This is a genomic window from Paenibacillus sp. FSL W7-1088, assembly GCF_037969855.1.
Taxonomy (GTDB): domain Bacteria; phylum Bacillota; class Bacilli; order Paenibacillales; family Paenibacillaceae; genus Paenibacillus.
In genome coordinates, this window is record NZ_CP150216.1 from 3,172,913 (window position 1) to 3,196,894 (window position 23,982).

Genomic DNA, 23,982 nt, shown 5'->3' on the forward strand with positions numbered 1-23,982 from the left:
ATGAATTTGAAGGAGGAGACAGCTTATGCGTTCCAACTACAAACAATTTATACGAAACGTGCCGCTTCATCTCATGATATTGCCTGGACTGATCATCATTATTGTATTCGGTTACATTCCGATGGCGGGACTCTCCATTGCCTTTCAGAATTTCTCTCCCATTGCCGGATTCAAAAATATGAACTGGGTCGGCCTGGACAATTTCAGATATCTGTTTGATCTGCCGGGGTTCGGACAGGTCGTATGGAATACCGTATTTATTTCCGTGATGAAGATTGTGTCCGGTTTGGTCATTCCGGTACTTGTGGCCCTGCTCCTGAACGAGGTGCGCAGAACAGGCTTTAAACGAACGATTCAGACGGTTATCTATATGCCGCATTTCTTCTCCTGGGTCATTTTGGCTGGAATCATTGTGGATGTATTATCCCCCAGTACCGGGATCGTCAATATGCTGCTTAAGGCGATAGGGGGTGAACCTGTTCAATTCCTGGCCAGTAACGAATGGTTTCCTTACATACTCGTCATTACGGACCAATGGAAAGAATTCGGATTTGGCACGATTATATATTTGGCCGCCCTGACAAACATTGATAAATCCCTGTACGAAGCATCTGTAATGGATGGAGCAGGAAGATGGAAGCAGACCTGGCATATTACGCTTCCTGGCATTCGTCCCATCGTGATTCTGATGGTTACACTGAGTCTGGGTAACGTGCTTAACGGTGGTTTTGACCAAGTGTTCAACCTCTACAATCCGCTCGTCTATGAATCCGGAGACATTCTGGATACGATGATTTATCGGATCGGTCTGCAGGATGCACAATATTCGGTCTCAACCGCATTAGGTCTCATTAAGTCAGTCGTTTCGTTTATCTTTATCGGGCTGGGTTATTTCCTCGCCTATCGATTAGCCAATTATCGGATTTTCTAGAAAGGAGGCAAGAACATGCATCACGCTTCGAGAGCCTATCGTTGGTTTCTGGGGATGAATTATGTCATCCTGACCCTTCTTGCCTTGCTGTGCCTGTTTCCCATTGTGAATATTCTGGCAATTTCTTTTAGCTCGAGTGATGCAGTCAAGGCGGGGAGTGTCACATTCTGGCCGGTGGACTTCACCTTGTCTTCGTATAAATACATTCTCGAAAATCAGCAGTTTCTAAATTCATTCGGTACAAGTCTTCTCCGTGTTGTACTCGGAGTTGCGACCAACCTGATTTTCACGATTCTTGTAGCCTATCCGCTTTCCAAAGAGGCAGCGAAGTTTCGTTCAAGAACGTTCTATGCGTGGATTTTTGTCTTTACCATGCTGTTCAGTGGTGGATTGATTCCGGGTTATCTAGTTGTTAAGGAAGCAGGTCTGTTGGATTCGATCTGGGCCCTGATTTTACCGGGAGCGGTTCCGATCTTTAATGTATTGCTTATGCTGAATTTCTTCCGGGGTTTGCCGAAGGAGCTGGAAGAGGCGGCTTGGATGGATGGAGCAGGCCATTTCCGCACACTATGGAGCATTTACCTTCCTATTTCATTGCCCAGTATTGCAACCATCACATTGTTTGCCATGGTGGGGCACTGGAACGCTTGGTTTGACGGCATGATCTATATGAAAAGTCCGGAAGGTTATCCACTAGCCACGTATCTGCAATCGATGCTCCAGCAAGTGACGATGATTCAGAGTGAGATGATGACCCTGGAGGATGCAACCCTGTTAAGTCAGGTGTCGGACAGAACGACCCAGGCGTCCCAAATCTTTTTGTCCGTTATACCCATTCTGCTCGTGTATCCGTTCCTGCAAAGGTATTTCGTTCATGGACTTGTTGTCGGTAGTGTAAAGGGATAAGATCGATGGAGGAAAACCAATGGGAGGAGCCGATTTCCGGCTCCTTTTTGCCGTTGAGGACAGGAGTGAAGGGGAAATGAGATTTGCAGTGCGTGGCTGGAAAAATGCATCCATCGTCGTCAAACTGATGATTGCCTTTGTGCTCGTCATTTTGCCCTTATATGGGATCAGCATTATGATCACGCATACCAGCTCCAAGCAAATGCAGACGGAAGTGGAGAAGGCGCATGAATCGAAGTTGTATTTCTACCACAATCATCTGCAATTTGAACTGGAGCGAATGAGTGGACTTGTTACCGAATTCTCGTTCGATGAAACGATGTCTACCCTAAGTACACGAGCTGCCATTATGAACAGATATGAAGTGACTTCCAGTCTCAATAATATCCACAACAAGCTGGGGCAGATCATGGTGACGAGTCCCTATATCAGCGATGTGGTATATTACGTTCCGGCTCTGCATAAACGGGTCAGCGCAGTGGACGGAATTCGCAATGTGGAGGATTCAGAATGGAAGGATCTGCTGGCAACTATGGGAAATCTGAATGGTGAGTTGTCTTATTCGGATAACAATCTTTATTTTCTCAAAAGCAATCCGTATAACATGAATCATGAGGAAGCGCCCAATTTTATATTAGGCATCCGCTTGTCTGCGGAAGAACTGAAGCACAGATTACAGCAGCTCGCGGAAACAGGAGGCAGTGATATTACACTGAGCTTCGGTGAGCAGCACCATGTGCTCATTTCTTCTTCGGATGAACCTGTATCGGCCGCACAATTGAAAAAGGTATCACCGGATTCAGCAGAATCCATGCAAGTGACGAGATTTCAATCCGATGCATATCTGTATTATTCGCTATATGATCCTGATCACTCGTTCACGCTGACAGCCAGCATCCCTAATGATGTGCTCCAAGCACCCCTGGAACAGTACAACCTATGGCTATGGACGTTGACGCTTATTTCCATTGTTATCATTATGATCTTCTCTTTTTCGATCTACAGGTCCATTCACAAGCCGTTATCTGTGCTCATTCGCGGGTTCAGAATGGCGGAGCAAGGTCAGACCAGTATTCATATTCCGCAATCCAGACGCGATGAATTCGGTTATTTATACTCTCGCTTCAACCACATGATAGAGCGCTTACATATTTTGATTGATGAAAATTATGTTGCCCGGATTCGAACCAGCGAGGCAGAACTCAAACATTTGCAGTCCCAGATTCAGCCTCATTTTCTATATAACAGTCTGTTCAGCATCAAGCAAATGGCCGAGGTCGAGAATGTTGAATTGATTCAGGAATTTACCGATTATTTGGGTCAATATTTCAGGTATATGTCCAGGGATTCTCATTCCGAGGTTTCGCTTGGTGAAGAAGTGGACCATGCCTTGGTCTATGCTTCCATTCAGAAAATCCGATTTGGCTCAAGAGTCCAACTGCAACTGGAGGAACTAAGCAGGGAGTATAGAGACATCACCATTCCCCGAGTCATTATTCAGCCGATTGTGGAGAACGTCTTCGAACATGCCCTTGCCAAACGCAGTCAGGGCGGGATTCTGAAATTATCCTATCAAGTCGAACATGACAAGTTGTCCGTTCGGATAGAAGATGATGGCGATCAATTATCGGATGAAATCCTGAGCAGCCTGCAAGCATCCTTTCAAGAATCTGCGAATCAGAGACATGGGAATGAAGAGATTACGGGACTGATGAATGTGAATCAACGTTTAAGGATCAAGTTTGGGACGGGCTATGGCCTTAGTGCGCAGCGCAGTGCGTTGGGCGGTTTATGCATGATTTTAAATATTCCATGGAGACGGGAGTAATCGTATGCAGCGGATGTTAATTGTAGATGATGAACCGGTTATTTTGGATGGTCTTTATGCTTTCTTTCAAAGAGCGGATTTTCAGGATATGGAAATCATTAAGGCATACTCTGCCTTTGAAGCAATCGAGTGGTTGAATTCCGTCAAAATTGATATCGTGCTGAGCGACATCTGTATGCCCGGTATGGATGGCATGGAGCTGATCGAGAAGATTATGGATCGCTGGCCACGATGCAAAGTGCTATTGCTGACAGGTCATAACGAATTTGATTATGCACATCAAGCGATACGCAACCCTTGTGTCGTGGATTACCTGTTAAAAACAGAGGGCATGAGTCATATTCGTGCAGCGGTAGAGCGGGCCTTAACACAACTATCGGAGGAAAATGATTTCCGTTACCAGCATGCCTGGTTTCGCAGCAAGCTGCCCAGAGCGCTGCCGCAGCTACAGAGACAGTTACTGCTGGATCTCCTAAAACGAACGGAAAGGCATGATATCGCCTCGCTTCAGGAAGAATTGGATGCGGTCCAGCTACCTTTCATGTCCAACGAGCCGGTAATCCCGGTCATCATACGGGTTGAGGAGTGGAATAACTATCAATCCCAGGCGGATCGGAGTTTAATTCGCTATGCGGTTGCCAATGTTGCGGAGGAGCTGCTTCAGGATAAGGCCAAGGTCAAAGCCATTGATCTGGATTATCAGGTGATCGCCTGCTTTGTTCAGCCCAAGACGGAGCCATCGAGCTTCCATACGGGACAGCAGGAGAAGTGGGAACAGACGCTGCGTTTCGTCTATGGAACGCTGGAGTCTGTGCAGCAATCCTGTGCGGATTGTCTGAATCTCTCCGTCTCCATTATGGTGAGTGAACAGGCGGTGGAGTGGATGGAGTTAAGTCAGGCGATTGCGCAGTTACGTCTGTCGATCCATGAGGGCCCTGGACTTGGGATGGAGAAGCTTCTTCGCGTCAAGGTGCAGCATGATTCGCCGTACACTCCCAATATTTTGAATCAGCAGAGTGTTGCGATTCTTCATCTGGATCAGATCAGGCAGCTTGTTACAGCAGGTGACAGGGAGTGGATGGAGTCGTTTCACAAATGGACAGAGGCTGCAAAAGAAGGGCTTCAGGACCCATTCTTTCGAATGAAGATCTATTCAGGCGCAGGTAATGCACTGATTGAGCTTGTTCATGAACTGGGCTTGTACGAATCAGCAATGGAGGAAATTGCGCTGTCTCGAATGCTTCATTTTGACATCCATACGCCCTGGTCTGATCTGGTGGTCTTCTATCAATCGGCATATGAATGGATCATCTCCAAAAGAAGTGTTACGCGCATCCATGATCAGTCGCAGATTCTCATTACCATTCATCATTATATCAAGCACCATCTGGAGGATGACCTATCGCTAACCCGAATTGCACAGGAGGTTTCCCTCAATCCGTCATATCTGTCCCGTTGGTACAAACGTATTACTGGCAAAGGCATATCCGACTATATTCACGACCGGCGTATTGAGCGCAGCAAGGAATTACTGCTCGGCTCCACCTGCAAAATGCATGAAATATCCGCCAAGGTCGGATTTAGTGATCAGCACTATTTTTATCGTTTCTTCAAAAAAGCCACCGGCTGCACGCCGCAGGAATATCGGGATCAAAAAAAGTTAGATCAAGTCTGAAATGGTAAATCAAAGATACCAGATGTCAACGGGGTACACTCGAAGTGATAGCGCTTTCTTTATACAATCATTATATACCTCACGGGAGGAATAAAAAGGGGGATTCGCATGAACATGTCATTAAAGAAATTCGCACTGTTAACGTTAACCATGGTTCTGGCAACCACGCTTGCAGCTTGTTCATCTGGTACGGGGAATGCTGAGAATGAAGCCCAGCCGAACACACAGCAGGATGCCGGAGGTCCGCTTACGAAATATGATCCACCCATCAAATTAACTTCAACCATGAATGAAACCGGGAAAGAATCACTTGCTGAGGGCGATACACACGCCAATAACATTTGGACCAGAGGATACAAGGACGAGCTGGGCATCGATGTCACCTATGACTGGATTGTCCCGGATGCCAATTATAACGACAAAATGAACGTTACCCTGGCGAGTGGCGATTTGCCAGATGTATTGAAAGTAAGTGCTGTGCAGTTCGAGCAGCTGCATGAAGCGGGGATGCTGGAAGATTTGACAGAAGTCTATGATAAGTATGCATCCGATCTGGTCAAGGAATTTATGTCTGCTGAGGACGGAGCAGGGTTGAAGCCAGTAACCAAAGATGGCAAGATATACGCGATGGTGAGTTTTCCAGGCTCGCTGGATTCCTCGGATATGATCTGGATTCGCCAGGATTGGTTAAAGAAGGTAGGGCTTGAAGCGCCAAAATCAATGCAGGACGTCATCAAGATTGCGGAAGCCTTCACCTTTGAAGATCCGGACGGAAATGGCAAAGAGGATACGTATGGTATTGCACTCAACAAGGATTTGCCAATTAATGCGTTCCTGCTCGGTTATCATGGTTATCTCGAAACCTGGATCAAGGATGCTTCAGGTCAGGTTGTGAATGGAACCATTCAGCCTGAGGTGAAGGAAGGGTTACGCGAGCTGCAAAATCTGTATTCGAAGGGCGTTATTGATCCTGAGTTTGGAGTGAAGGATTTTACGAAGATGATGGAAGATGTGAATGCAGGCAAATCAGGCATGTTCTTCCTGCCACAATGGGCACCATTTCAGGTTAGCAGCATGATCAAGAAGGATAAGAACGTGGACTGGCTGCCTTACCCGGTTCAATCGATCGATGATCAACCTGCCAAAACGCAGAACCACCTAAGCTTGGGCGGCATATTTGCCGTACGTAAAGGTTATGAGCACCCGGAAGCATTGATCAAGCTGCTGAATTTTCAGGCAGAGAAAATGTTCGGTGAGTCAGCCAAGGAAGAACGTGCTGCATATTTGAACGGCTTGACCGGACTTGGTTTTCATAATGCGACTGTGTCCAATCTGCCTGCCAACAAAAACGTAAAAGCACAGGATGAAGTCGAGCAGGCGCTCAAAACGGGAGATACATCCGGATTAGAGCTTGAAGCGAAGCTGTTCTACGATGATATTATGGATTACCGCAATGGCAATCTGGATAAGTGGCATATGGAACGCATTTTTGGACCGGAAAGCTCGCAGGGCGTCATTAAATATTATCGGGATAACGACCTCATTGTCATGAATGAATTTATCTACGCCCCGACCAGAACCATGAACACGAAACAGGCAACCCTGGATAAACTGCGCGCTGAGACGTTTCTGAAAATCATCTATGGCAACCTCTCCATTGACGAGTTCGATAAATTTGTTGCAAATTGGAAAAAGCTTGGTGGTGACCAGATCACTCAGGAAGTGAATGAGGTCATTAATGCAAATAAATAAGGCATAGTAAAGGTAAAGGCACATTAAAACAGCAAATGCCACTCTGCGTACGATACGCAGGGTGGCATTTTGTATTAAAAGCGAGAAAGGTCATCCGGTTTCATGAGAGCCTTCTTTCTGCTTTTTGCGATATTCATTGGGGCTGCAGCCCATTTCTTGCTTAAACAGCTTGGTAAAGTGAGAGTAGTTGGTATAACCGACATTTCCAGCAATGGTATGCACCGAATGTGCGGTGGTCTCCAGTAAGTGCCTGGCCGCCACAAGACGGGTATGAATGACATAATGGCCCAGTGATATTCCCATCTCTTTCTTGAACAGTCTTGCCAGATAATCCGGATTCAGATAGACCATCTCCCCCAGATTATTCCTCGTTAAATCTTCTCCATAATGTGTGCGTATATAATGGGTAATCTCATGTACAACCGACTTGGGCTGTTCGGCAACATTCAGATATTCCGCAGCCGTATTAACCAGGTAGGCAATATAGGATTGCATATCTTCAATAGAATGCAGAGATTGCATGAACAATTGATCATTCGTTTTGCCCATATACAGCTTGTGCACTTCGATCTCCTTACTTTTCAATTGGGCATACACAAGTTGCACCAGATCAAGACGCAGCAAACTTAGTACAGCGGTACCCACCACACCTTCACGGACCAGTTGGTGCATGTAACGACCCGTTTCATCCAGAAATGCCTGGAAGCGATTTTCATTCAACAATTGCTCCAGTAATCCCAGATCAGGTGGGGTGTAATTCAACTCGGGTCTATTATAGTTTTCCAGTAAAAAGGTTTGGTTGCGGTGTTTGATTCGTTCTTCATTCATAAGCAACAACTCGTTGATGGTATGACGAATCTGACCCAGCGGCAGAGAGAACCCGATACTACAGCAGACATCCGACTTCAGGTAGTTATTAACCTCCGGGATGAACGAACCGCACATGGATTCGATCAGCTGTGCATCCGGTGCTCCGTTCCATTTTAGAATGATCATCCAGTTATGATCCCTGATCTCGGTAATGGCTTCAATGGAGAAAAGAGTGTCCTGAAACCGTTCAACCATCACATTCAAACAAGCGTAGTCAAACAGGTTCTTGTCCGTCTTGCCCAGCGTATGTTCATACGGAAACAGGTTAACCAGAATAGGCAGAAACATATCCGTTGTTTCATAAGGCAGATGTTGTTCTGTCAAAAAGGCAGAGACGTCGGCAGGGCCGGAAGGAAAAGCTTTACCGGAGATCAGCCTGCGCCAGCTGTCCTCAATTAGTTTGCTCCTATTTTTCTGCCACAGTTCACCCTCATGAATGGCTTTCTCTATAAACTGCTGGTCTCGGGCTTTGGCAACCGCCTTTTGTATAATAAGCGTTAACTTGTCAAACTCAATAGGTTTCAGAAAGTAATCAAAGCTTTGCAGCTCAATTGCTTTCTGGGCATAGTTGAAATCGGCATAGTTGGTCAGAAATATCGTCTGTACATTATGCGACTCCTCCCGGACCCATGCGAGCAGTTCCAGACCGCTTCCCTGGGGCATCTCAATATCACATATGAGAATCTGTACGGGATGATTTTGCAAAACTTCCTTGGCCTGCGCAATATTGTAGGCTGTGAATATTGTATGAATCCCCAATGCCTTCCAATCAATTTTCTTTTCCAAAGCCATGACGACAAAGTAATCATCATCAACCAGCAATGCATTCATGGTTTGTCACCTCTCCCGGAGTATCTGAATTCAGTATCATTTTAGGCAAGGAAAGCGTGATCCGAGCGCCACTTGCGTCGTTTGCAAACGTAATATTTGCTTCATCCCGATATAACAATTCCAAACGCTGGATGGTATTCATAATGCCGATCCGGTTGCCGCCGGTTTGTTCCAGCGCTTCTCCACGCACCAGAGCGTCAAGAACATCCGGGCTGAAACCTGGACCCGTATCCGAAATCCGGATGAGCACATGATCGCCATTTTCCTGTCGTTGTTCCGTCACGGATAAAGTAATACATAGTTCCCGGTCCCGAGATACCCCATACTTGACTGCATTCTCGATGAATGTCTGTATGACGAGTGGTGGCACTGCGATGCCCGTGATCATATCTGGATGTTCAATGCGATAGGAAAAAGCATCGCGGTAACGCGACTTCTGGATATCCAGAAACGTTCTCACATGTTCAATTTCATTCTCCAGAAGAACGAAATTCTCCCCACTTTGAAAGATATATCGGAAATATCGGGACGTAGCCAGGGCCATATTCTCAATTTCCTCGTACATCTGCATCTGTGCCATACTGTACATGCTCGTCAGACAATTCAGGAAAAAGTGCGGCTTAATCTGCAATTTCATATAATCCAGTCGTATTTTTTGTTTCTCCAATTCCTGCTCGTAGCGATCGATTTTGAATCGTTTAATCTGGCCTACCAGTTCTTTAAACTGTGCATTGACCTGCTCCAGCTCCATAATCCGGCTGCTCTTGAAGTCTGTCGCTTCATCCCCTTCGTTAATACGCGCCAGATTTTTGGAGAATCGCTGAATGGGAACAAGCAAATTTCTCCTGAAAAACATGATGATTGCGCTTAACGTGGAGGTCACGATCAGAAAAAGCAGCATGATGAGCAGCTGAGCGACCATGATTTTCTCGAATGTGCCAAACTTGATGGCCATATGCACGCTGAATGCTGCATTGGAGAACTCGCTGCTGACAATATTATGAGACTGGAACAGATCGAGAAAGGAGTGTCTCTCTTCTGGTATGTGATCCCCGCCCGCAGGTCCGGAAAGTTGCAGTCCATTCTCGTCTACCAGAGAGGCGTATCCGTTGGCACCCAGATTAATTTGCTGGAGAGGGGCGATCAGTTCATCTGCGGATATTAAGGCAACAAGATAACGGTTGTAGTACGGCACAATATTGATAAGATAAGAAGTGCCGTTCACGTGAATTGGTGTCCAATGGGAATAGAACTTCTCATATACACCTTTATCCCGGGTGAGTGTAATGATCTGCTTTTTTACTTCTGAATAATCCGAATAGGAGATGCTTATTGGCGCGCAGTTGAGGAAGTATTCACTATTCTCCAAATAATAAAAGAAATTGTACGACTGCCCGTAGTTTCGCTGTAGTTCGGCGAAGAGCAAATGTAATTTCTCGTTGGCTTTCAGGAACGGAATACTGTTCACGCCATATGTATTCATGTTGTCGAGATTCTCGTCATTGGCCAGTGTCCACCCCATGAAATGATTAATGTACGCAAAATCGTGATTAATGCGGTTGATATACAGATCGGCCGCATCCTGCAAGTATTGGGTGGACTGCTGTTTGACCATGGAGATGGAAGCAATGCTGATCACGAGATCCAAGATGAGCACAACAAAAGAAATGACGAACATCATACGGATATAATGCCGGATGGGGTAGGGTTTGATCGCGTTCAGGTTTGCCATGGAACAATGCACCACTTTCTTGATTGCTTGGTTATGAATACGCATTAATATCTCAGGAATAGTATAAAACCTTTATTTGAAAAAAACATAAAGAATTGCATCTTTTGATCCAGAAGTCCGGATTACACACACGAAAGTCTGGATAACGATATGATTTTTGTTCGTAAGCGTCTTGGTTACTTGTAAAGTTCATGGATGGAACCATAGAAGTCCGAATAACGTCCTTAGCGGTCCGGTAAACCCAATGTGAAGCAGTTTATACTGAAGCTATTCCAGAGATGACAGGTCCTACGGGAGAGCAGCATCAGTATATTTACAGGAGGGAAGGAAGAACCATGAGGACCAATCCACTTTATATGGGAAGAACGTTGGAGAGAATCAGGCGAAACTGGGGCCTTTACGTTTTGCTTTTTCCAGCGGTTCTGTTGACACTTTTATTTGCCTACAAGCCGATGTACGGCGTATTAATCGCCTTTAAGGACTACAGTCCGGCGCTTGGGATCGGAGACAGCCCTTGGGCTGGATTCAAATACTTTGAGAAATTCTTTAAATCCTATCAATTTACGAATACGATTCGTAACACACTTGTGATCAGTCTGTACAGCTTGGCTACTTTTCCGATTCCAATTATGCTTGCACTACTGGTGAATCAGATGAGAGCAGGGAGGTTCAAGAGGTTTTTTCAGACAGTCTCTTATATGCCTCACTTTATTTCAACCGTAGTTATGGTCGGATTGATGCTGATTCTGTTCTCGCCAAGTACAGGACTTGTTGGCAATATGTATCAGCTGTTTGGAGCACAAGCACCGGACTTAATGGGTTCATCAGCTCTGTTCAGCAGTGTGTATGTATGGTCTGACGTGTGGCAGCATGTCGGTTGGGACAGCATTATCTACATTGCCGCGCTGTCCGCCGTAGACCCAAGCCTCTATGAAGCGGCAACGGTAGATGGAGCAAGTCGATGGCATAAGGTTCGTTATATCGATATTCCGATGCTGCTGCCGACGGCCATTACACTGCTTATTCTGCGGGTGGGCGGATTACTCGGTGTAGGCTTTGAGAAGGTGTATCTGATGCAGAATGACCTGAACATTCTCTCAAGTGAGATTCTGTCCACTTATGTATACAAAATCGGGTTGCTGAGCAGCCAATACAGCTTCTCCTCAGCAATCAACCTGTTTAATACCGTCATTAATTTCATTTTGCTTATTCTGGTCAATCAATTGTCCAAGAAATACAGTGAAAACAGTCTATGGTAGGGGGGAGACAAACAAGATGAGTGTTATGGAACCGGCAGCAATGACCAGAGCTCCCCGAACCAAACGTCGATCACGTGTTTCGATTGCAGAAGTCGTACTGTATGCCTTTGCAGTTCTTTTTCTAATAGCTATCATTTATCCAATCTATTTTATAATCATCGCCTCGTTCAGTGATCCTTCATCTGTGGCTAACGGACAGGTGTGGGTGTTTCCGAAAGGTTTTACGCTGGAAGGATATAGGGAACTGCTGCGACACGAGAACATCTGGATCGGATATCGAAATACCATTCTGTATACGGTGGTGGGAACGCTCTTCGGGCTTGTCGTCAATATTTCGGCGGCTTATGCATTATCGAGAAAAGATCTGGTCGGGCGCAAATTTTTCTCGCTGTTCTTTATCTTTACGATGTTCTTCAGCGGCGGCTTGATTCCAACCTTCCTGACGATCCGTGACTTCCATCTTTATAACACGTTCCTGGTGATGGTGCTTCCGTTCTCCGTGGTGGTTTTCGACATGATCGTCGCCCGGACATTTTTCCAGACCAGTATTCCGGGAGATTTATGGGAAGCAGCTCAGATCGATGGCTGTGGAAACCTGCGGTATTTTGTACTCATCGTATTGCCGCTGTCCAAAGCAATCATCGCAGTCCTTGGACTATGGATTGCTGTAGGGTATTGGAACTCCTATTTTAATGCCCTGATTTATCTGAAAGATCCGAATCTGTATCCGCTGCAACTAATTTTACGTAATATCCTCATCACGAATCAGATGCAGTCCGGCATGGGTACAGGAGAAGCGGCACAAGTTGCTCTGCGTCTTGCCAATTTGATGAGATATTCCGTTATTATTATCGCCACAATTCCAATCATGTGTGTGTATCCGTTCATCCAAAAGTATTTCAATCAGGGGGTGATGATCGGCGCAGTGAAGGAATAGGGCAGGTTGAAATTCAATACCAATCAAGGGGGTTCCCAAATGGGGAAAAAGATAGGCAAGAAGTTATTCACCAAAATGAGCAGCGTGCTTCTCGCGTCGGTGATGTTGGTCAGCGTGGTTGGCTGTAGTAGTGGAAATAGTAGTGAACCTGCGGAGACTACGGTATCAAGCGATTTTAATCAGGAAGGTCTGCCAATTGTCAATAAACCGGTCACACTCAAGGTACTGACGGTTCGTTGGGGGAATATGGGCGACACCTTTACTCAGAATCAATGGCTCAAGGATTTGGAGAAGGATTCCAATGTGAAAATTGAGTGGCAGGTCATGTCCTCTAATGACTGGGGTGAGCAGAAATCCATTATGCTTGCCAGTGGTACACTCCCGGACATTATCTTAGGTGATCAGGTGTTCAGCGACTCGGACATTGTAAACAACCTGAGTTATTTCCGTCCCTTGGATGAGTACATTGACTCATATATGCCCAACTTGAAGGCTGCGATGGAAGAGACGCCAGACATGAAGAAAATCAGCACGTTTCCTGATGGCAAAATCTATTCCATGCCAACAAGACTGCCTGCCCGTCCGAAGAGCCGGAACCAGCCTGTAATTAATAAGGCCTGGCTTGATAAGCTGGGGCTGAAAGCACCAACGACAACAGAAGAACTGTACCAGGTGTTGAAAGCGTTTAAGGAAAAAGATCCGAACGGAAATGGAAAACAGGACGAAATTCCGTACACGGAAACGGGTCTGAATGTGGACTTCCTGAATCCATTCGGAATCACTGACATTAATGCCAGCAGTATGATTGTACAGGACGGTAAACCGGTCTTCTTCCCAACGACCGATGCCTATAAAGAAGCTCTTATTTATACACACAAGCTGTATTCAGAAGGCCTGATTGATCAGGAACTGTTCACCCAAGACAATACAATGACATCAGCCAAATGGCAAAATGCAGATATTCCAATCGTTGGCTTCAGCAACCAGTGGACACCTGATGCTGTGTTTGGAAAGTGGAGCGACCAATATGAAGCGATTGCGCCTATTGCCGGACCTGATGGCAAACGCTATCAGCCAGGGGATCCTGGCGGCATGAATCTGGCCCGTAATGAACTGCTCATTACAAGTTCATGTACTGTTCCGGAAGTAGCCGCACGCTGGGCGGATCAGTTCTATTCCAACGAAGCCAGCATTCAGAATTTCTGGGGTGCGATCGGAACTGTAATCAAGAAAAATGATGATGGCACATATACGCTGATGGACCCGCCAGCAGGCACCAGCGCCGATGCATGGTACTGGGATCAATCCCTGCGTGATTTCGGGCCCAAATATGTAAGCCCTTCCTTTGAAGAAAAAATTAAGCTTAATCCGAAAGCAGGTGACGGACTCAAGCTGCAAATCGATCAGTTAGGCAGTGCGGATGTAACGACACCTTATCCAAAGGTTATGTACAATGCAGAAGAGTTCCAGGAGCTGCCAACACTGACAACGGATATTGACGGTTATGTAGCAACGATGCGTGCACAGTGGGTAACCAAAGGCGGTATCGAAGAGGGCTGGGATGCTTATATCAAAAAGTTGAATGATATGGGACTTGAACAGTTACTGACCATCCGTAATAATGCCTTCGAACGTTATATGAACGTCAAATAGAGTGGAGTTCAGTTACATCATTCATTGATTAAATAACAAACAGGTGCGTCTCCTTATTGAAGGAGGGCACCTGTTTGTTCGTTTAGGATCTGCGTTTTAACAATAAAACGCCACTGATGCTCGATGTTTTTTTGCTATAGACCACTTTAAAACCGATATCATTATCCAGCAAACAGTTTAAGGCATTAATCAGCAATGCACCACGCACCAGTGTGAAGGTACAAGGGGACGTGTTTCCAATCACACGTACACTTCTGATTCGGCGTGCAGAACCAGGAACGAGCGGGTTTCTGGACCAATAGATCAATACCAAATCCGGTTGTGGAACAGCCTTTACACATGCCATCTTCATCATCTCTTTTCTATTAGATTCTTTATAGTAAATGAAAAGTAGATGAAGAAGGTGCTAGACAGAAGATGCGATGTTTAATAAATGGACAATCATCAGCTATGCCTCATAGCCAAGCTCATGTTATTCATATTTGTAATTCACACACATGACTCGGACCAAAGTATGGTGTGCCGGTCAATCATAAGTCTACTTCCAAGCCCATACATATAATGCTGGAGGTGATTGGAATGAGCAAGGAACCCATGGATGAGAACAAAAAGATAGAGCAGCGAAATGCCTTTCTTCGGGATAATAACGGAAAAGAGATGTCTTCCAATGAAGGGGTTAAAATATCGGATGATAGCAACTCGCTAAAAGCGGGGGATCGCGGACCCACGCTGCTAGAAGATTTTCTGATGCGTGAGAAACTGTCGCACTTTGACCGGGAACGCATTCCGGAGAGAGTTGTGCATGCACGGGGATACGGAGCCTACGGTGAATTCGAGTTATATGAGTCACTTGAAGAGTTAACGATGGCGCATTTTCTTCAGGATCCCGGTGTGAAAACACCGCTATTTGTTCGTTTTTCCGAGGTTGCAGGCTCCAAAGGAGTGAACGAAACGAATCGGGATGTGCGTGGGTTTTCAGTAAAGTTTTATACCGAAGAGGGTAACTTTGATCTGGTCGGGAATAATATTCCGATCTTCTTCATTCAGGATGGAATCAAGTTTCCGGATCTGATACATGCGCTGAAGCCGGAACCCAATAATGAAATTCCACAGGGTTCCACTGCGCACGATACCTTCTGGGATTTTATTGCGAATAATCAGGAGTCGGCAGCCATGGTCATGTGGATTATGTCGGATCGCACGATACCGCGAAGCTTTCGAATGATGCAGGGATTCGGGGTACATACCTTCCGGCTGGTGAACAAAGAAGGCAAATCCAGATTCGTGAAATTTCATTGGCGGCCGTTACTTGGCATGCATTCGTTTGTGTGGGATGAGGCGCAGAAGCTTGGCGGGGCGGACCCGGACTTTCATCGCAGGGATCTGTGGGAGAATATCAATGCAGGCAACTTCGCGGAGTTCGAACTTGGAATACAGGTGCTGGAGGAAGCAGATGAATTCAAGTATGATTTTGATATTTTGGATGCAACGAAGTTATGGCCTGAAGAAGACATTCCGGTACGAATCATTGGCAAAATGACGATTAACCAAAATGTCGAAAATGTATTTGCGGAAACGGAACAGTCGGCATTCCATCCAGGCAACATTGTACGTGGCATTGACTTCAGCAATGATCCACTGCTTCAAGGCCGACTATTCTCGTATACGGATACACAATTGGCAAGGGTGGGCACGAATTATCAGGAATTACCTATCAATCGTCCCGTATGCCCTGTACATAACAACCAGAGAGACGGCGCTTCCCGTTACACGATTGATCGGGGGAGAGTCGCCTATCACGATAACTCTCTTGCCAATAATTCTCCCTATACTGTGCCCGGTACCAAAGGTGGATTTGTAACCTACCCTTCCACGGTGCAAGGACTCAAGGAACGGAAAACAGCACCCAGCTTCCTGGATCATTTCTCGCAGGCCCGTTTATTCTGGAACAGCATGACAGGTGTGGAGAGGAGTCATATCATTCAGGCGCTCACGTTTGAGCTTGGGAAGGTTAAGGACGTTTCGATTCGTCAACAGGTCGTTGATATGCTGGGCCATATCAGCACAGAGCTGGCAACCACTCTGGCTCGCGAACTTGGAGTCGCTGTACCTAACGTCTCCGAATCTACGGTGACAAAGTCCTCCCCTGCGCTAAGTATGGCCAATACCGTATTTTCTCCCAAGACACTGCGTGTCGGGGTGATTGTTGGTGAAGGATTTGATGGTCCAAGCACGCAATATATTTTGAATGAGCTTAAGGGAGCAGGGCTTCGTCCGGTCATTGTTCATGAAAGACAGGGTGTGGTGCACGGAACAGCAGGTGTGGAGCTCAAAGTGGACGATAGCTTCCTGACCGGGTCACCCTTGGTATACGATGGACTGTTCGTTGTTGGAGGACAGAACCAAGATGAATATTTTCAAAAATACACCCGATCCTATGCCATTGAAACGTATAATCATTTTAAGCCCATAGGAGCCACACCAACCGGTGCAGCACTGATCCAGCCAGCCGGTATTATCGGCAAACCTGGTGTCATTGTGGAGCAGCAACCTGCGGCTTTTGCAGAACAATTCATTCAAGCCATGACGCAACAACGCTTCTGGAATCGAACGTAGACAGCCGGGATGCTTTTGAAAGGTCAAATCACGAATAGCAAGAAAAGGATCTCTCTCCAGAGGTCCTTTTCTTGCTGAAAGAAAGATGAGCGATTCACTTAACTTATCCCCTTAACATGATGACATGCCATTACAAGTTTATTTATTGGTGCTGTGCTGCTTTGCTGGCAGTTTGTCTGTTGGCGTACCTTTACCATTGTTTTTGTTATGACGTGCTTTTTCGGCATTCTCATTCACTTTTTTCACAAAATCATGGGTACTCTCCATGTTTAAGCACACCTCCTTCAAAATAAAAATGCGTAGCCTGAATGTTAATATACCCATTGAGAGGTCATTATATTTGGATACGAAGGAATGGTGGGATAAACTGGACATGGGAAGTTCAGGCGTCTAAACTGTATAGAACGATACAAAACAAGAAGGAGCCCGAATCGAACCATGTTGCAGAAATTCGGTTTTACACAATATGAAAGTCAGGTATATGAGGCTATATTTGCACAGGATGCGCCGCTCGATGCCACCTCGATTGTTAATTATTCCAATGTACCTAAGGCTAAAATATACGAAGTGCTTAATCGGCTTATTGATAAGGGAACGGTCCTAACCACCATGCATGGGAAGAAAAAATTGTACATGGCGGTTGATCTTCAGTCCATTATCCTCAAAATAAGGGCCGACTTTGAGAAGGATATTGAGGAGTTAAAGACATATAAAATCAAACGTACATTCACAGATGAACATATCTGGACGTTGAAGGATGCATCATCCATTGCATCGAATATTGAACAGCTTATTGAAGAAGCGGATTCATCTATCCTTTTTCTGGCGTGGAACGAGCAAATGGAGAAGTACCGGGAGCTGCTGGAGCAAAAAGAGGCTGAAGGGGTACATGTTGAGGTTTTGGCTGTAGGCGGATTGCAAACGTCTTTAACGCATAAATATTCGTTAATACCCATGCTTGAGGACAGTAAGCTTGAGCCCTCGCAGCTAATTATTGTTGACCATGAATATCTTTTGTTTGCAGGGATCGAGCATGATTCATGGAAGGCGATCAAGACAACGTCCAAACCGATTGTTAAAGCCATGACGGATTATTTCTATCATGACGTCGCACTTACTCAAATTACCAAAAGATTCGGTGATCATCTGCTTCAGGATGAAGAAATTGCACGTTTGCTGGCACGATTAATTTATTAAACCGATGGTTCCAAAAGCTATTCTTTCTGAGAATAGCTTTTTTGTATTGAAATCTTCTCATGATTAAGTTACTATCGTAGTTGTAACTTTTGAGGAGGATTCAAAATGAATAAAAAAGTATATGTTCTGGCAATCGCGGCCTTTGTAGTGGGTACCGTTGAACTCATATTAGGCGGGATTCTGGACTTGATTGCGACAGATCTTCATTTGACCTTGGCCAAAGCCGGGTATTTAATTTCGATTTTCTCACTTGTCTATGCGTTATCTGCGCCTATCTTGTTAAATATGACGGCCAGATTCGAACGTAAAAAAGTTTATATGTGCACTTTATTCGTTTTTCTAATCAGTAATCTCATCTCTGCCTTTAGTGTCAACTTCTATATGCTTTTGGCAGGCAGAGCATTGGGGGCGGCAACGGGCTCATTGATTTTTGTTCTGTCACTAACGCTCGCTGCACGTATTGTGGAGCCTCAATATAAAGGGCGTGCCGTGGGAATTATCACGATGGGAGGAAGTGCATCACTAATTTTGGGTGTACCTCTCGGGATCTTTGTAGGTAACCTCGCCGGATGGCGTGAAGTGTTTATGTTGATTGCGATTCTAACTGCAGTAGTCATGGTTGCCATTGGCATTGCCATGGATCGTGTGCAGCCGATTCCGGCCGTATCTCTGAAGAAGCAGCTTACGGCTCTATGGAATCCGAAAATGCTGGCAATCCATGTTACAACATTGCTTGTGCTCGCAGGGCACTTGACGTTATATGCGTATTTCACACCATTTCTCCAGGAAGCGCTGGGAGCCAGTTCAACCATGGTCACCTTTATCTATATGATGTTTGGTATCGCTGCCGTAGCAGGCGGCGGCGTTGGCGGCATCTTATCAGATCGCTTGCACCCGGCTAAAGCCATTATTATCGTGCTGATCCCCTTTATTATAAGCATGGCGGTTATTCCGTTTAGTACCGGGCTGCCTTTAATTGCTTTCTTGATTTTGCTAAGTATATGGAGTGCCTTAAGTTGGACGGTTACCCCGGTACAGAATAGTCTGATTATCAAAACCTCACCGGCAACGGCTGAAACGTTAATTAGCACCAATTCAGGCATTGCACATGCCGGTATTGCTCTGGGAACCTATATCGGCGGGGTGGTTATCGATCATTCTTCCATTGTGTATACGGGATGGGTGGGATCGATTCTAATCCTGATGGGTCTGGTGTCAGCCGTTTATGCAATTAGTCGCAAGGAGCAAACGGTTATACGGTTACTTGATTAATTGAAATTAACCCCTATAATTAAAATGGTTTTATAAAGTGTTTTAATATATAGAGAAGAGCTGGAGGCACAAGAATTCATGACAGAAAAAGAGAAATCACAACTGGGACTGCTGTATAATGCGAATTACGACAAAGAATTGATTGATGAGCGTATGTACGCGAAGGGGCTTTGTTACGAGTATAATCAGCTTCATCCAGGCAAGATCGCCGAGAGAGAAGCGCTGCTCAAAAAGCTGCTTGGAAAAACGACGGATCGTTTCCTGATCGAGCAGCCGTTTGTATGTGACTACGGCTATAACATAGAAATTGGTGAGAACTTCTATAGCAATCATAATATCGTTATGCTGGATGGAGCCAAAATCCGGTTTGGTGACAATGTTTTTGTTGCTCCGAACTGTGGATTCTACACTGCGGGTCATCCTTATGATGTGGAACAACGTAACGAAGGTCTTGAAATTGTAGGTCCCATCACAGTGGGCAATAATGTATGGATCGGTGGCGGCGTGACTGTGCTTGCGGGTGTGACCATTGGAGATAATACAATCATCGGGGCAGGCAGTATAGTTACCAAAGACATGCCTTCTGATGTAATTGCTGCGGGTAATCCATGCAGAGTGATTCGCAAAATAACGGAAGCAGACAAAACGAAGTATAGCAGAAGCTAGTTACCAAGTGTATACGAAACCCTTAGAATACCCGATGTTCTCATCGGGTATTTTTAATACCTCTGGAGATATTGTATAGTTACTACATTGGAGAAGAAACTATGGAGTAGGGGTGCTTATGAAAATAGCGAACGCGTATTTGATGAAAGAAATTAATATAAACCATGTACGCCAGGTCATGAAACGGGTGGAAACAGCAACCAAGCCACAACTGGCCTCCTTGACCAAGCTCAGTGTCGTAACTGTAAATTCACTGGTAAAAGAGTTGTGTGACCTGGGTGAACTGTTTGAAGATCAGACAGTGCCTTCCAATGGGGGGAGACCGGCGTTAACCTACCGATATAATTACGATTTCAGCTTGGCTTTGGTCATGTATATCAACGAAAAGCAAGGGCAGGACCTGATTACGGCCACCGTCATTAACCTAGAGGATAACATGGTGTTCAGAGAAGAATATACGATGCCTACGTTTGATCAGAAACACTTCTATGAGATCATTGGGAACGTATTGGCTCTGCATGATTCCATTAAAGTGATCGGTATTGGTATTCCAGGGCAAACTGTGAATGGGGAAATTACGGTGAGCAGTCACCGGCAGTTAGAAGGCATCCGAATGACTGAAGATCTTGAAGCACAGTTCGGATTACCAGTCATCATGGAAAATGATGTGAATGCTGCAATTAGCGGATATTGCGCCAAACAAGAGTTGGACGAGGACCTGTGTGTCATCGGAATGTATTTTCCAACCAAATATCCTCCAGGCATGGGCATTTATCTGAACGGTAAAGTGATTAAAGGAAAACTTGGCATGGCCGGGGAAGTCAAATACCTTCCAATGGGAGTGGATTGGTATAGCCCAGTGGAAGAGGAAGTGTTTATTGAAACGGTATGCAGAATGATTCAAACGGTTAATGCAATTCTTGCTCCAGACCAGGTAGTAATCTATCAGAAGTTGGTTGACCAAGATGCAGTTATTCAAGCATGGGAAAAGTATCAAGCCAAGCTGTCGATGCCATCCGATCCTGGCCTTGTTCTGATCGATTCTTTCCAGGAAGACTTTGAAGCCGGAATGAGATGGTTAACATTGAAAGCGTTGGAGCCAGCCTTGGTCCAATTTAACTGAACGTACTATATGAAAAAAAATTCCCAGCAGAAAACAATGCATCAATACATCGGGTACCCAATGCTTGTACTTGATTTCTGCTGGGGGAGCGCAAGTTTGCACCTGCTACAGGTATATCATATGCTTAACGTTTCAGGCTCTTGCCATTGCTGCCAATCACCTCTTTATACCAGTGGAACGACTTTTTGCGATAACGTTCGAGTGTTCCTGAACCATCGTCATGGCGATCAACATAAATGTAACCATAACGCTTTTTCAATTGTGCTGACGAAGCACTGACCACATCAATACAACCCCAGGACGTATATCCCATAACTTCAACGCCATCTTCAATGGCTTCTGCGACCTGAACGAGATGATCATTTAAATACTGAATGCGATAGTCATCTTCAACGGTCTTCTCACCATCAGGTCCGGTAATAAGCTCGTCCACAGCACCCAGTCCGTTTTCCACAATAAAAAGTGGTTTCTGATAACGGTCATAGAACATGTTCAGCACATACCGCAGTCCCTGCGGATCGATCTGCCATCCCCATTCACTTGCAGGCAAGTAAGGGTTAGGTATACCGCCAAGCAGGTTACCTTCCCCTGCAACTTGTTTATCTGGATCAGCCGTTTGGCAGACACTCATATAATAGCTGAAAGAAATAAAGTCGACGGTATGGAGCAGCATGTCTTCATCGCCATCTTCCATCTGAATCTGGATTCCATTTTCACGGAAGTAACGTTTCATGTATCCAGGATAACGGCCTCGCACATGCACATCTCCGAAGAAATAATTGCTGTGTTCGAATTCCATCACTTTAATCATATCATCGGGATTCGGTGTTAGCGGATAGGTCGGCATACTGAGCATCATACAACCAATCTGCGCATTTGGGATGATCTCATGACAGAGCTTCACAGCAGAAGCGCTGGCTACAAACTCATGATGAATTGCCTGATAAAGATCTTGTTTGCTCAACTTCTCTTTTGGTGTGTAGATACCACCACTCATGAAGGGTGCTTCCAGAATCGAATTGATCTCGTTAAATGTGAGCCAGTATTTCACTTTATTTTGATAACGTTTGAATACGGCAGTCACATAACGCTCGTAGAATCCGATCATCTTCCGATTGACCCAGCCATCATATTCTTTGGAGAGATGGAGAGGTGTCTCGTAGTGTGAAAGGGTGACGAGGGGTTCGATTCCGTATTTAAGACACTCGTCAAAGAGATCATCATAGAATTGAAGACCTTCTTCATTGGGTTCCAGCTCATCGCCCTTGGGGAAGATACGGGACCAAGCAATGGAGGTGCGGAATACCTTGAATCCCATCTCGGCGAACAGCTTGACGTCCTCTTTATAACGGTGATACAGGTCAATCCCGATCAGTTTCATGTTATCTTCAGTGGGTTCTTCGGTAATGGGACCCATAATACCTTTGGGGGCCACATCCTGAGTGGACAATCCTTTGCCACCTAGATTATATGCACCTTCGGCCTGGTTGGCGGCAATCGCACCACCCCACAGAAAGTTTTTGGGGAAATTAAAGGATGGATGTTGAGATTGACTCATAAGTATCGCTCCAATCGTTAAGAATTCGTTGTGGATGTCACATACGGCAGCACTGTATAAAAAAAGCTTAAACGTTGGAACGGGTTACACGTCAAGTTTTACTTTTTATTTATTTTGAGGCAAACTGTAAATCATTATAGATAGTCAGCAAGAAAGGAGACTTCATGTGTCCAAGTTCGATGAAATTATGAAGCTGTCCGGCTACTCGAAAGCCACGGTGTCCAGAGTAATTAATCATTCGCCGCATGTGAGTGACGAGGCCCGGCAGAAAATAACGGAAATCATGAAACAGCTCAACTATATCCCGAACCGAAATGCCGTTTCGTTATCCACCGGACAGACCAAGCAAATTGGAATTGTCACATCCGCAACCAACGAGATTATCCTTACGTTCATGAATCAATTCATTGATACAGCGATGGATTATGGATTTCAGACCCTGATCTATACTTCGCGTGGAGATAAAGAGATTGAATTGCAGGCGTTCGAGGATCTGCGGAGTAAACGGGTGGATGGATTGGTGATTATGACCTGTGTTAATCATCCAGACAAACTGAAATCCTATTGCGAGTATGGTCCGATTGTATCCTGGCAGCGGATGGGGAATGACGAAATTCCGTCAGTGGCTATGGATCAGGCACAAGGCTACAGGCTGGCTCTTGAACATCTGGTGTCCAAAGGATATATACGCATTGCCAATGCCTTTGGCAGAGCAGAAAGCCTGAATACCCAAAGTCGGCGGGAAGCCTATGAATCATTTATGGCAGATAAGGGGCTGCCTGTATTGCGTGAAGCTTATCAATATTCCGTGTTCAGTTCATCTGATGGCGAAGAGGCGATGCGAAGAATGGCTAGTGGACCAGAACTTCCTCAAGCGGTGTTATGTTCGAATGATTATGCTGCAATCGGAATCTGGTCCGAAGCACGCAAACAGAATATACAAGTTCCCGAACAACTTGCCATTGTTGGTTTCGATGACATTGAACTGTCTCGTGTGCTTGGAATAACCACTATACATAATCCCATTGCAGAACAGGCTACGCAGGCCTTTCATCAATTATGGGCCGTCCTTGGCAAGCAGGAGCTGCAGCCTCGGCAATTGGAATTTCATCTGATAGAACGTGCGACTACCTAAAATTTTTTTGGGGGGAAGTACGTCATTGCTTACGAAAATTC

At 45.4% G+C, this 23,982-nt stretch carries 19 protein-coding genes; 14 read left to right on the forward strand and 5 right to left on the reverse strand.

Annotated elements, in window-relative coordinates:
- Positions 1–25 precede the first annotated feature (25 nt).
- From MKY42_RS14505 to MKY42_RS14525, 5 genes are all read left to right on the forward strand, one after another.
- Positions 26–931 (forward strand): ABC transporter permease subunit, encoded by a 906-nt coding sequence (locus tag MKY42_RS14505; RefSeq protein ID WP_339851966.1) that lies wholly within the window; start codon positions 26–28, stop codon positions 929–931.
- 15 nt (positions 932–946) lie between these two features.
- A complete protein-coding gene (locus MKY42_RS14510; RefSeq protein ID WP_090897262.1) occupies positions 947–1,837 on the forward strand; it encodes a carbohydrate ABC transporter permease in 891 nt (296 codons plus the stop codon).
- 76 nt (positions 1,838–1,913) lie between these two features.
- Positions 1,914–3,665, forward strand: coding sequence for a histidine kinase (locus tag MKY42_RS14515; RefSeq protein ID WP_339851970.1), 1,752 nt, complete (start codon positions 1,914–1,916; stop codon positions 3,663–3,665).
- A 4-nt stretch (positions 3,666–3,669) separates the two neighbouring features.
- Positions 3,670–5,340 carry a response regulator gene (locus tag MKY42_RS14520; RefSeq protein WP_339851973.1) on the forward strand — a complete coding sequence of 557 codons (1,671 nt, stop codon included), beginning with the start codon at positions 3,670–3,672 and terminating at the stop codon, positions 5,338–5,340.
- A 108-nt stretch (positions 5,341–5,448) separates the two neighbouring features.
- Entirely contained in the window at positions 5,449–7,092 is a 1,644-nt protein-coding gene (locus MKY42_RS14525; protein WP_090897272.1) for an extracellular solute-binding protein, read from the forward strand.
- Between the two features lie 90 nt (positions 7,093–7,182).
- Here MKY42_RS14525 and MKY42_RS14530 read toward each other — a convergent pair whose 3' ends face one another.
- Both MKY42_RS14530 and MKY42_RS14535 read right to left on the reverse strand, forming a co-directional pair.
- Positions 7,183–8,793 (reverse strand): response regulator, encoded by a 1,611-nt coding sequence (locus MKY42_RS14530; protein WP_339851976.1) that lies wholly within the window; start codon positions 8,791–8,793, stop codon positions 7,183–7,185.
- Complete coding sequence (locus MKY42_RS14535; protein ID WP_339851979.1) at positions 8,774–10,525, reverse strand: histidine kinase; 1,752 nt, start codon at positions 10,523–10,525, stop codon at positions 8,774–8,776. Before MKY42_RS14535 ends, MKY42_RS14530 begins: the two co-directional genes overlap by 20 nt.
- Before the next feature lie 335 nt (positions 10,526–10,860).
- Here MKY42_RS14535 and MKY42_RS14540 point away from each other — a divergent pair, with 335 nt between their 5' ends.
- Genes MKY42_RS14540 through MKY42_RS14550 form a run of 3 tightly spaced genes read left to right on the forward strand, consistent with a single transcriptional unit; the run spans position 10,861 to position 14,374 of the window.
- On the forward strand, positions 10,861–11,784 hold the full coding sequence (locus tag MKY42_RS14540; RefSeq protein WP_090897279.1) for an ABC transporter permease subunit: 924 nt from the start codon (positions 10,861–10,863) through the stop codon (positions 11,782–11,784).
- A gap of 40 nt (positions 11,785–11,824) precedes the next feature.
- Positions 11,825–12,721, forward strand: coding sequence for a carbohydrate ABC transporter permease (locus tag MKY42_RS14545; protein WP_256222206.1), 897 nt, complete (start codon positions 11,825–11,827; stop codon positions 12,719–12,721).
- A gap of 39 nt (positions 12,722–12,760) precedes the next feature.
- Positions 12,761–14,374: an extracellular solute-binding protein gene (locus MKY42_RS14550; RefSeq protein WP_090897285.1), complete on the forward strand. Its 1,614-nt coding sequence runs from the start codon at positions 12,761–12,763 to the stop codon at positions 14,372–14,374.
- A gap of 82 nt (positions 14,375–14,456) precedes the next feature.
- Here MKY42_RS14550 and MKY42_RS14555 read toward each other — a convergent pair whose 3' ends face one another.
- Positions 14,457–14,720, reverse strand: a complete 264-nt coding sequence (locus MKY42_RS14555) for a hypothetical protein (RefSeq protein WP_090897288.1) — start codon at positions 14,718–14,720, stop codon at positions 14,457–14,459.
- A gap of 248 nt (positions 14,721–14,968) precedes the next feature.
- Between MKY42_RS14555 and MKY42_RS14560 the strand changes: the two genes are divergently transcribed.
- Entirely contained in the window at positions 14,969–16,990 is a 2,022-nt protein-coding gene (locus MKY42_RS14560; RefSeq protein WP_339852909.1) for a catalase, read from the forward strand.
- 138 nt (positions 16,991–17,128) lie between these two features.
- On the opposite strand, the gene MKY42_RS14565 is transcribed toward MKY42_RS14560, so the two are convergent.
- Positions 17,129–17,257, reverse strand: coding sequence for a DUF4023 family protein (locus MKY42_RS14565; RefSeq protein ID WP_036664828.1), 129 nt, complete (start codon positions 17,255–17,257; stop codon positions 17,129–17,131).
- A gap of 171 nt (positions 17,258–17,428) precedes the next feature.
- On the opposite strand from MKY42_RS14565, the gene MKY42_RS14570 reads away from it, so the two are divergent.
- The 4 genes from MKY42_RS14570 to MKY42_RS14585 all read left to right on the forward strand — a co-directional run bounded on the left by MKY42_RS14570 (position 17,429) and on the right by MKY42_RS14585 (position 21,248).
- Positions 17,429–18,187: a helix-turn-helix domain-containing protein gene (locus MKY42_RS14570; protein WP_339851989.1), complete on the forward strand. Its 759-nt coding sequence runs from the start codon at positions 17,429–17,431 to the stop codon at positions 18,185–18,187.
- Positions 18,188–18,292: 105 nt separating this feature from the next.
- The gene (locus MKY42_RS14575) at positions 18,293–19,459 is read left to right on the forward strand and encodes an MFS transporter (protein WP_339851992.1); all 1,167 of its coding nucleotides are present in this window, start codon (positions 18,293–18,295) and stop codon (positions 19,457–19,459) included.
- A gap of 78 nt (positions 19,460–19,537) precedes the next feature.
- Positions 19,538–20,125 (forward strand): sugar O-acetyltransferase, encoded by a 588-nt coding sequence (locus MKY42_RS14580; protein WP_339851995.1) that lies wholly within the window; start codon positions 19,538–19,540, stop codon positions 20,123–20,125.
- A 118-nt stretch (positions 20,126–20,243) separates the two neighbouring features.
- Positions 20,244–21,248 carry an ROK family protein gene (locus MKY42_RS14585; protein WP_339851998.1) on the forward strand — a complete coding sequence of 335 codons (1,005 nt, stop codon included), beginning with the start codon at positions 20,244–20,246 and terminating at the stop codon, positions 21,246–21,248.
- A 124-nt stretch (positions 21,249–21,372) separates the two neighbouring features.
- Here the strand turns inward: MKY42_RS14585 and MKY42_RS14590 are convergent, their stop codons facing one another.
- Positions 21,373–22,806, reverse strand: a complete 1,434-nt coding sequence (locus MKY42_RS14590) for a glycoside hydrolase family 1 protein (RefSeq protein ID WP_339852000.1) — start codon at positions 22,804–22,806, stop codon at positions 21,373–21,375.
- A gap of 166 nt (positions 22,807–22,972) precedes the next feature.
- On the opposite strand from MKY42_RS14590, the gene MKY42_RS14595 reads away from it, so the two are divergent.
- Positions 22,973–23,941 (forward strand): LacI family DNA-binding transcriptional regulator, encoded by a 969-nt coding sequence (locus MKY42_RS14595; RefSeq protein WP_179264975.1) that lies wholly within the window; start codon positions 22,973–22,975, stop codon positions 23,939–23,941.
- Positions 23,942–23,982: the final 41 nt, after the last annotated feature.

Coding starts and splice junctions, on each gene's coding strand:
- MKY42_RS14505 (WP_339851966.1), top strand. CDS start 26: ATGCGTTCCAACTACAAACAATTTATACGAAACGTGCCGCTTCATCTC.
- MKY42_RS14510 (WP_090897262.1), top strand. CDS start 947: ATGCATCACGCTTCGAGAGCCTATCGTTGGTTTCTGGGGATGAATTAT.
- MKY42_RS14515 (WP_339851970.1), top strand. CDS start 1,914: ATGAGATTTGCAGTGCGTGGCTGGAAAAATGCATCCATCGTCGTCAAA.
- MKY42_RS14520 (WP_339851973.1), top strand. CDS start 3,670: ATGCAGCGGATGTTAATTGTAGATGATGAACCGGTTATTTTGGATGGT.
- MKY42_RS14525 (WP_090897272.1), top strand. CDS start 5,449: ATGAACATGTCATTAAAGAAATTCGCACTGTTAACGTTAACCATGGTT.
- MKY42_RS14530 (WP_339851976.1), bottom strand. CDS start 8,793: ATGAATGCATTGCTGGTTGATGATGATTACTTTGTCGTCATGGCTTTG.
- MKY42_RS14535 (WP_339851979.1), bottom strand. CDS start 10,525: ATGGCAAACCTGAACGCGATCAAACCCTACCCCATCCGGCATTATATC.
- MKY42_RS14540 (WP_090897279.1), top strand. CDS start 10,861: ATGAGGACCAATCCACTTTATATGGGAAGAACGTTGGAGAGAATCAGG.
- MKY42_RS14545 (WP_256222206.1), top strand. CDS start 11,825: ATGACCAGAGCTCCCCGAACCAAACGTCGATCACGTGTTTCGATTGCA.
- MKY42_RS14550 (WP_090897285.1), top strand. CDS start 12,761: ATGGGGAAAAAGATAGGCAAGAAGTTATTCACCAAAATGAGCAGCGTG.
- MKY42_RS14555 (WP_090897288.1), bottom strand. CDS start 14,720: ATGGCATGTGTAAAGGCTGTTCCACAACCGGATTTGGTATTGATCTAT.
- MKY42_RS14560 (WP_339852909.1), top strand. CDS start 14,969: ATGGATGAGAACAAAAAGATAGAGCAGCGAAATGCCTTTCTTCGGGAT.
- MKY42_RS14565 (WP_036664828.1), bottom strand. CDS start 17,257: ATGGAGAGTACCCATGATTTTGTGAAAAAAGTGAATGAGAATGCCGAA.
- MKY42_RS14570 (WP_339851989.1), top strand. CDS start 17,429: ATGTTGCAGAAATTCGGTTTTACACAATATGAAAGTCAGGTATATGAG.
- MKY42_RS14575 (WP_339851992.1), top strand. CDS start 18,293: ATGAATAAAAAAGTATATGTTCTGGCAATCGCGGCCTTTGTAGTGGGT.
- MKY42_RS14580 (WP_339851995.1), top strand. CDS start 19,538: ATGACAGAAAAAGAGAAATCACAACTGGGACTGCTGTATAATGCGAAT.
- MKY42_RS14585 (WP_339851998.1), top strand. CDS start 20,244: ATGAAAATAGCGAACGCGTATTTGATGAAAGAAATTAATATAAACCAT.
- MKY42_RS14590 (WP_339852000.1), bottom strand. CDS start 22,806: ATGAGTCAATCTCAACATCCATCCTTTAATTTCCCCAAAAACTTTCTG.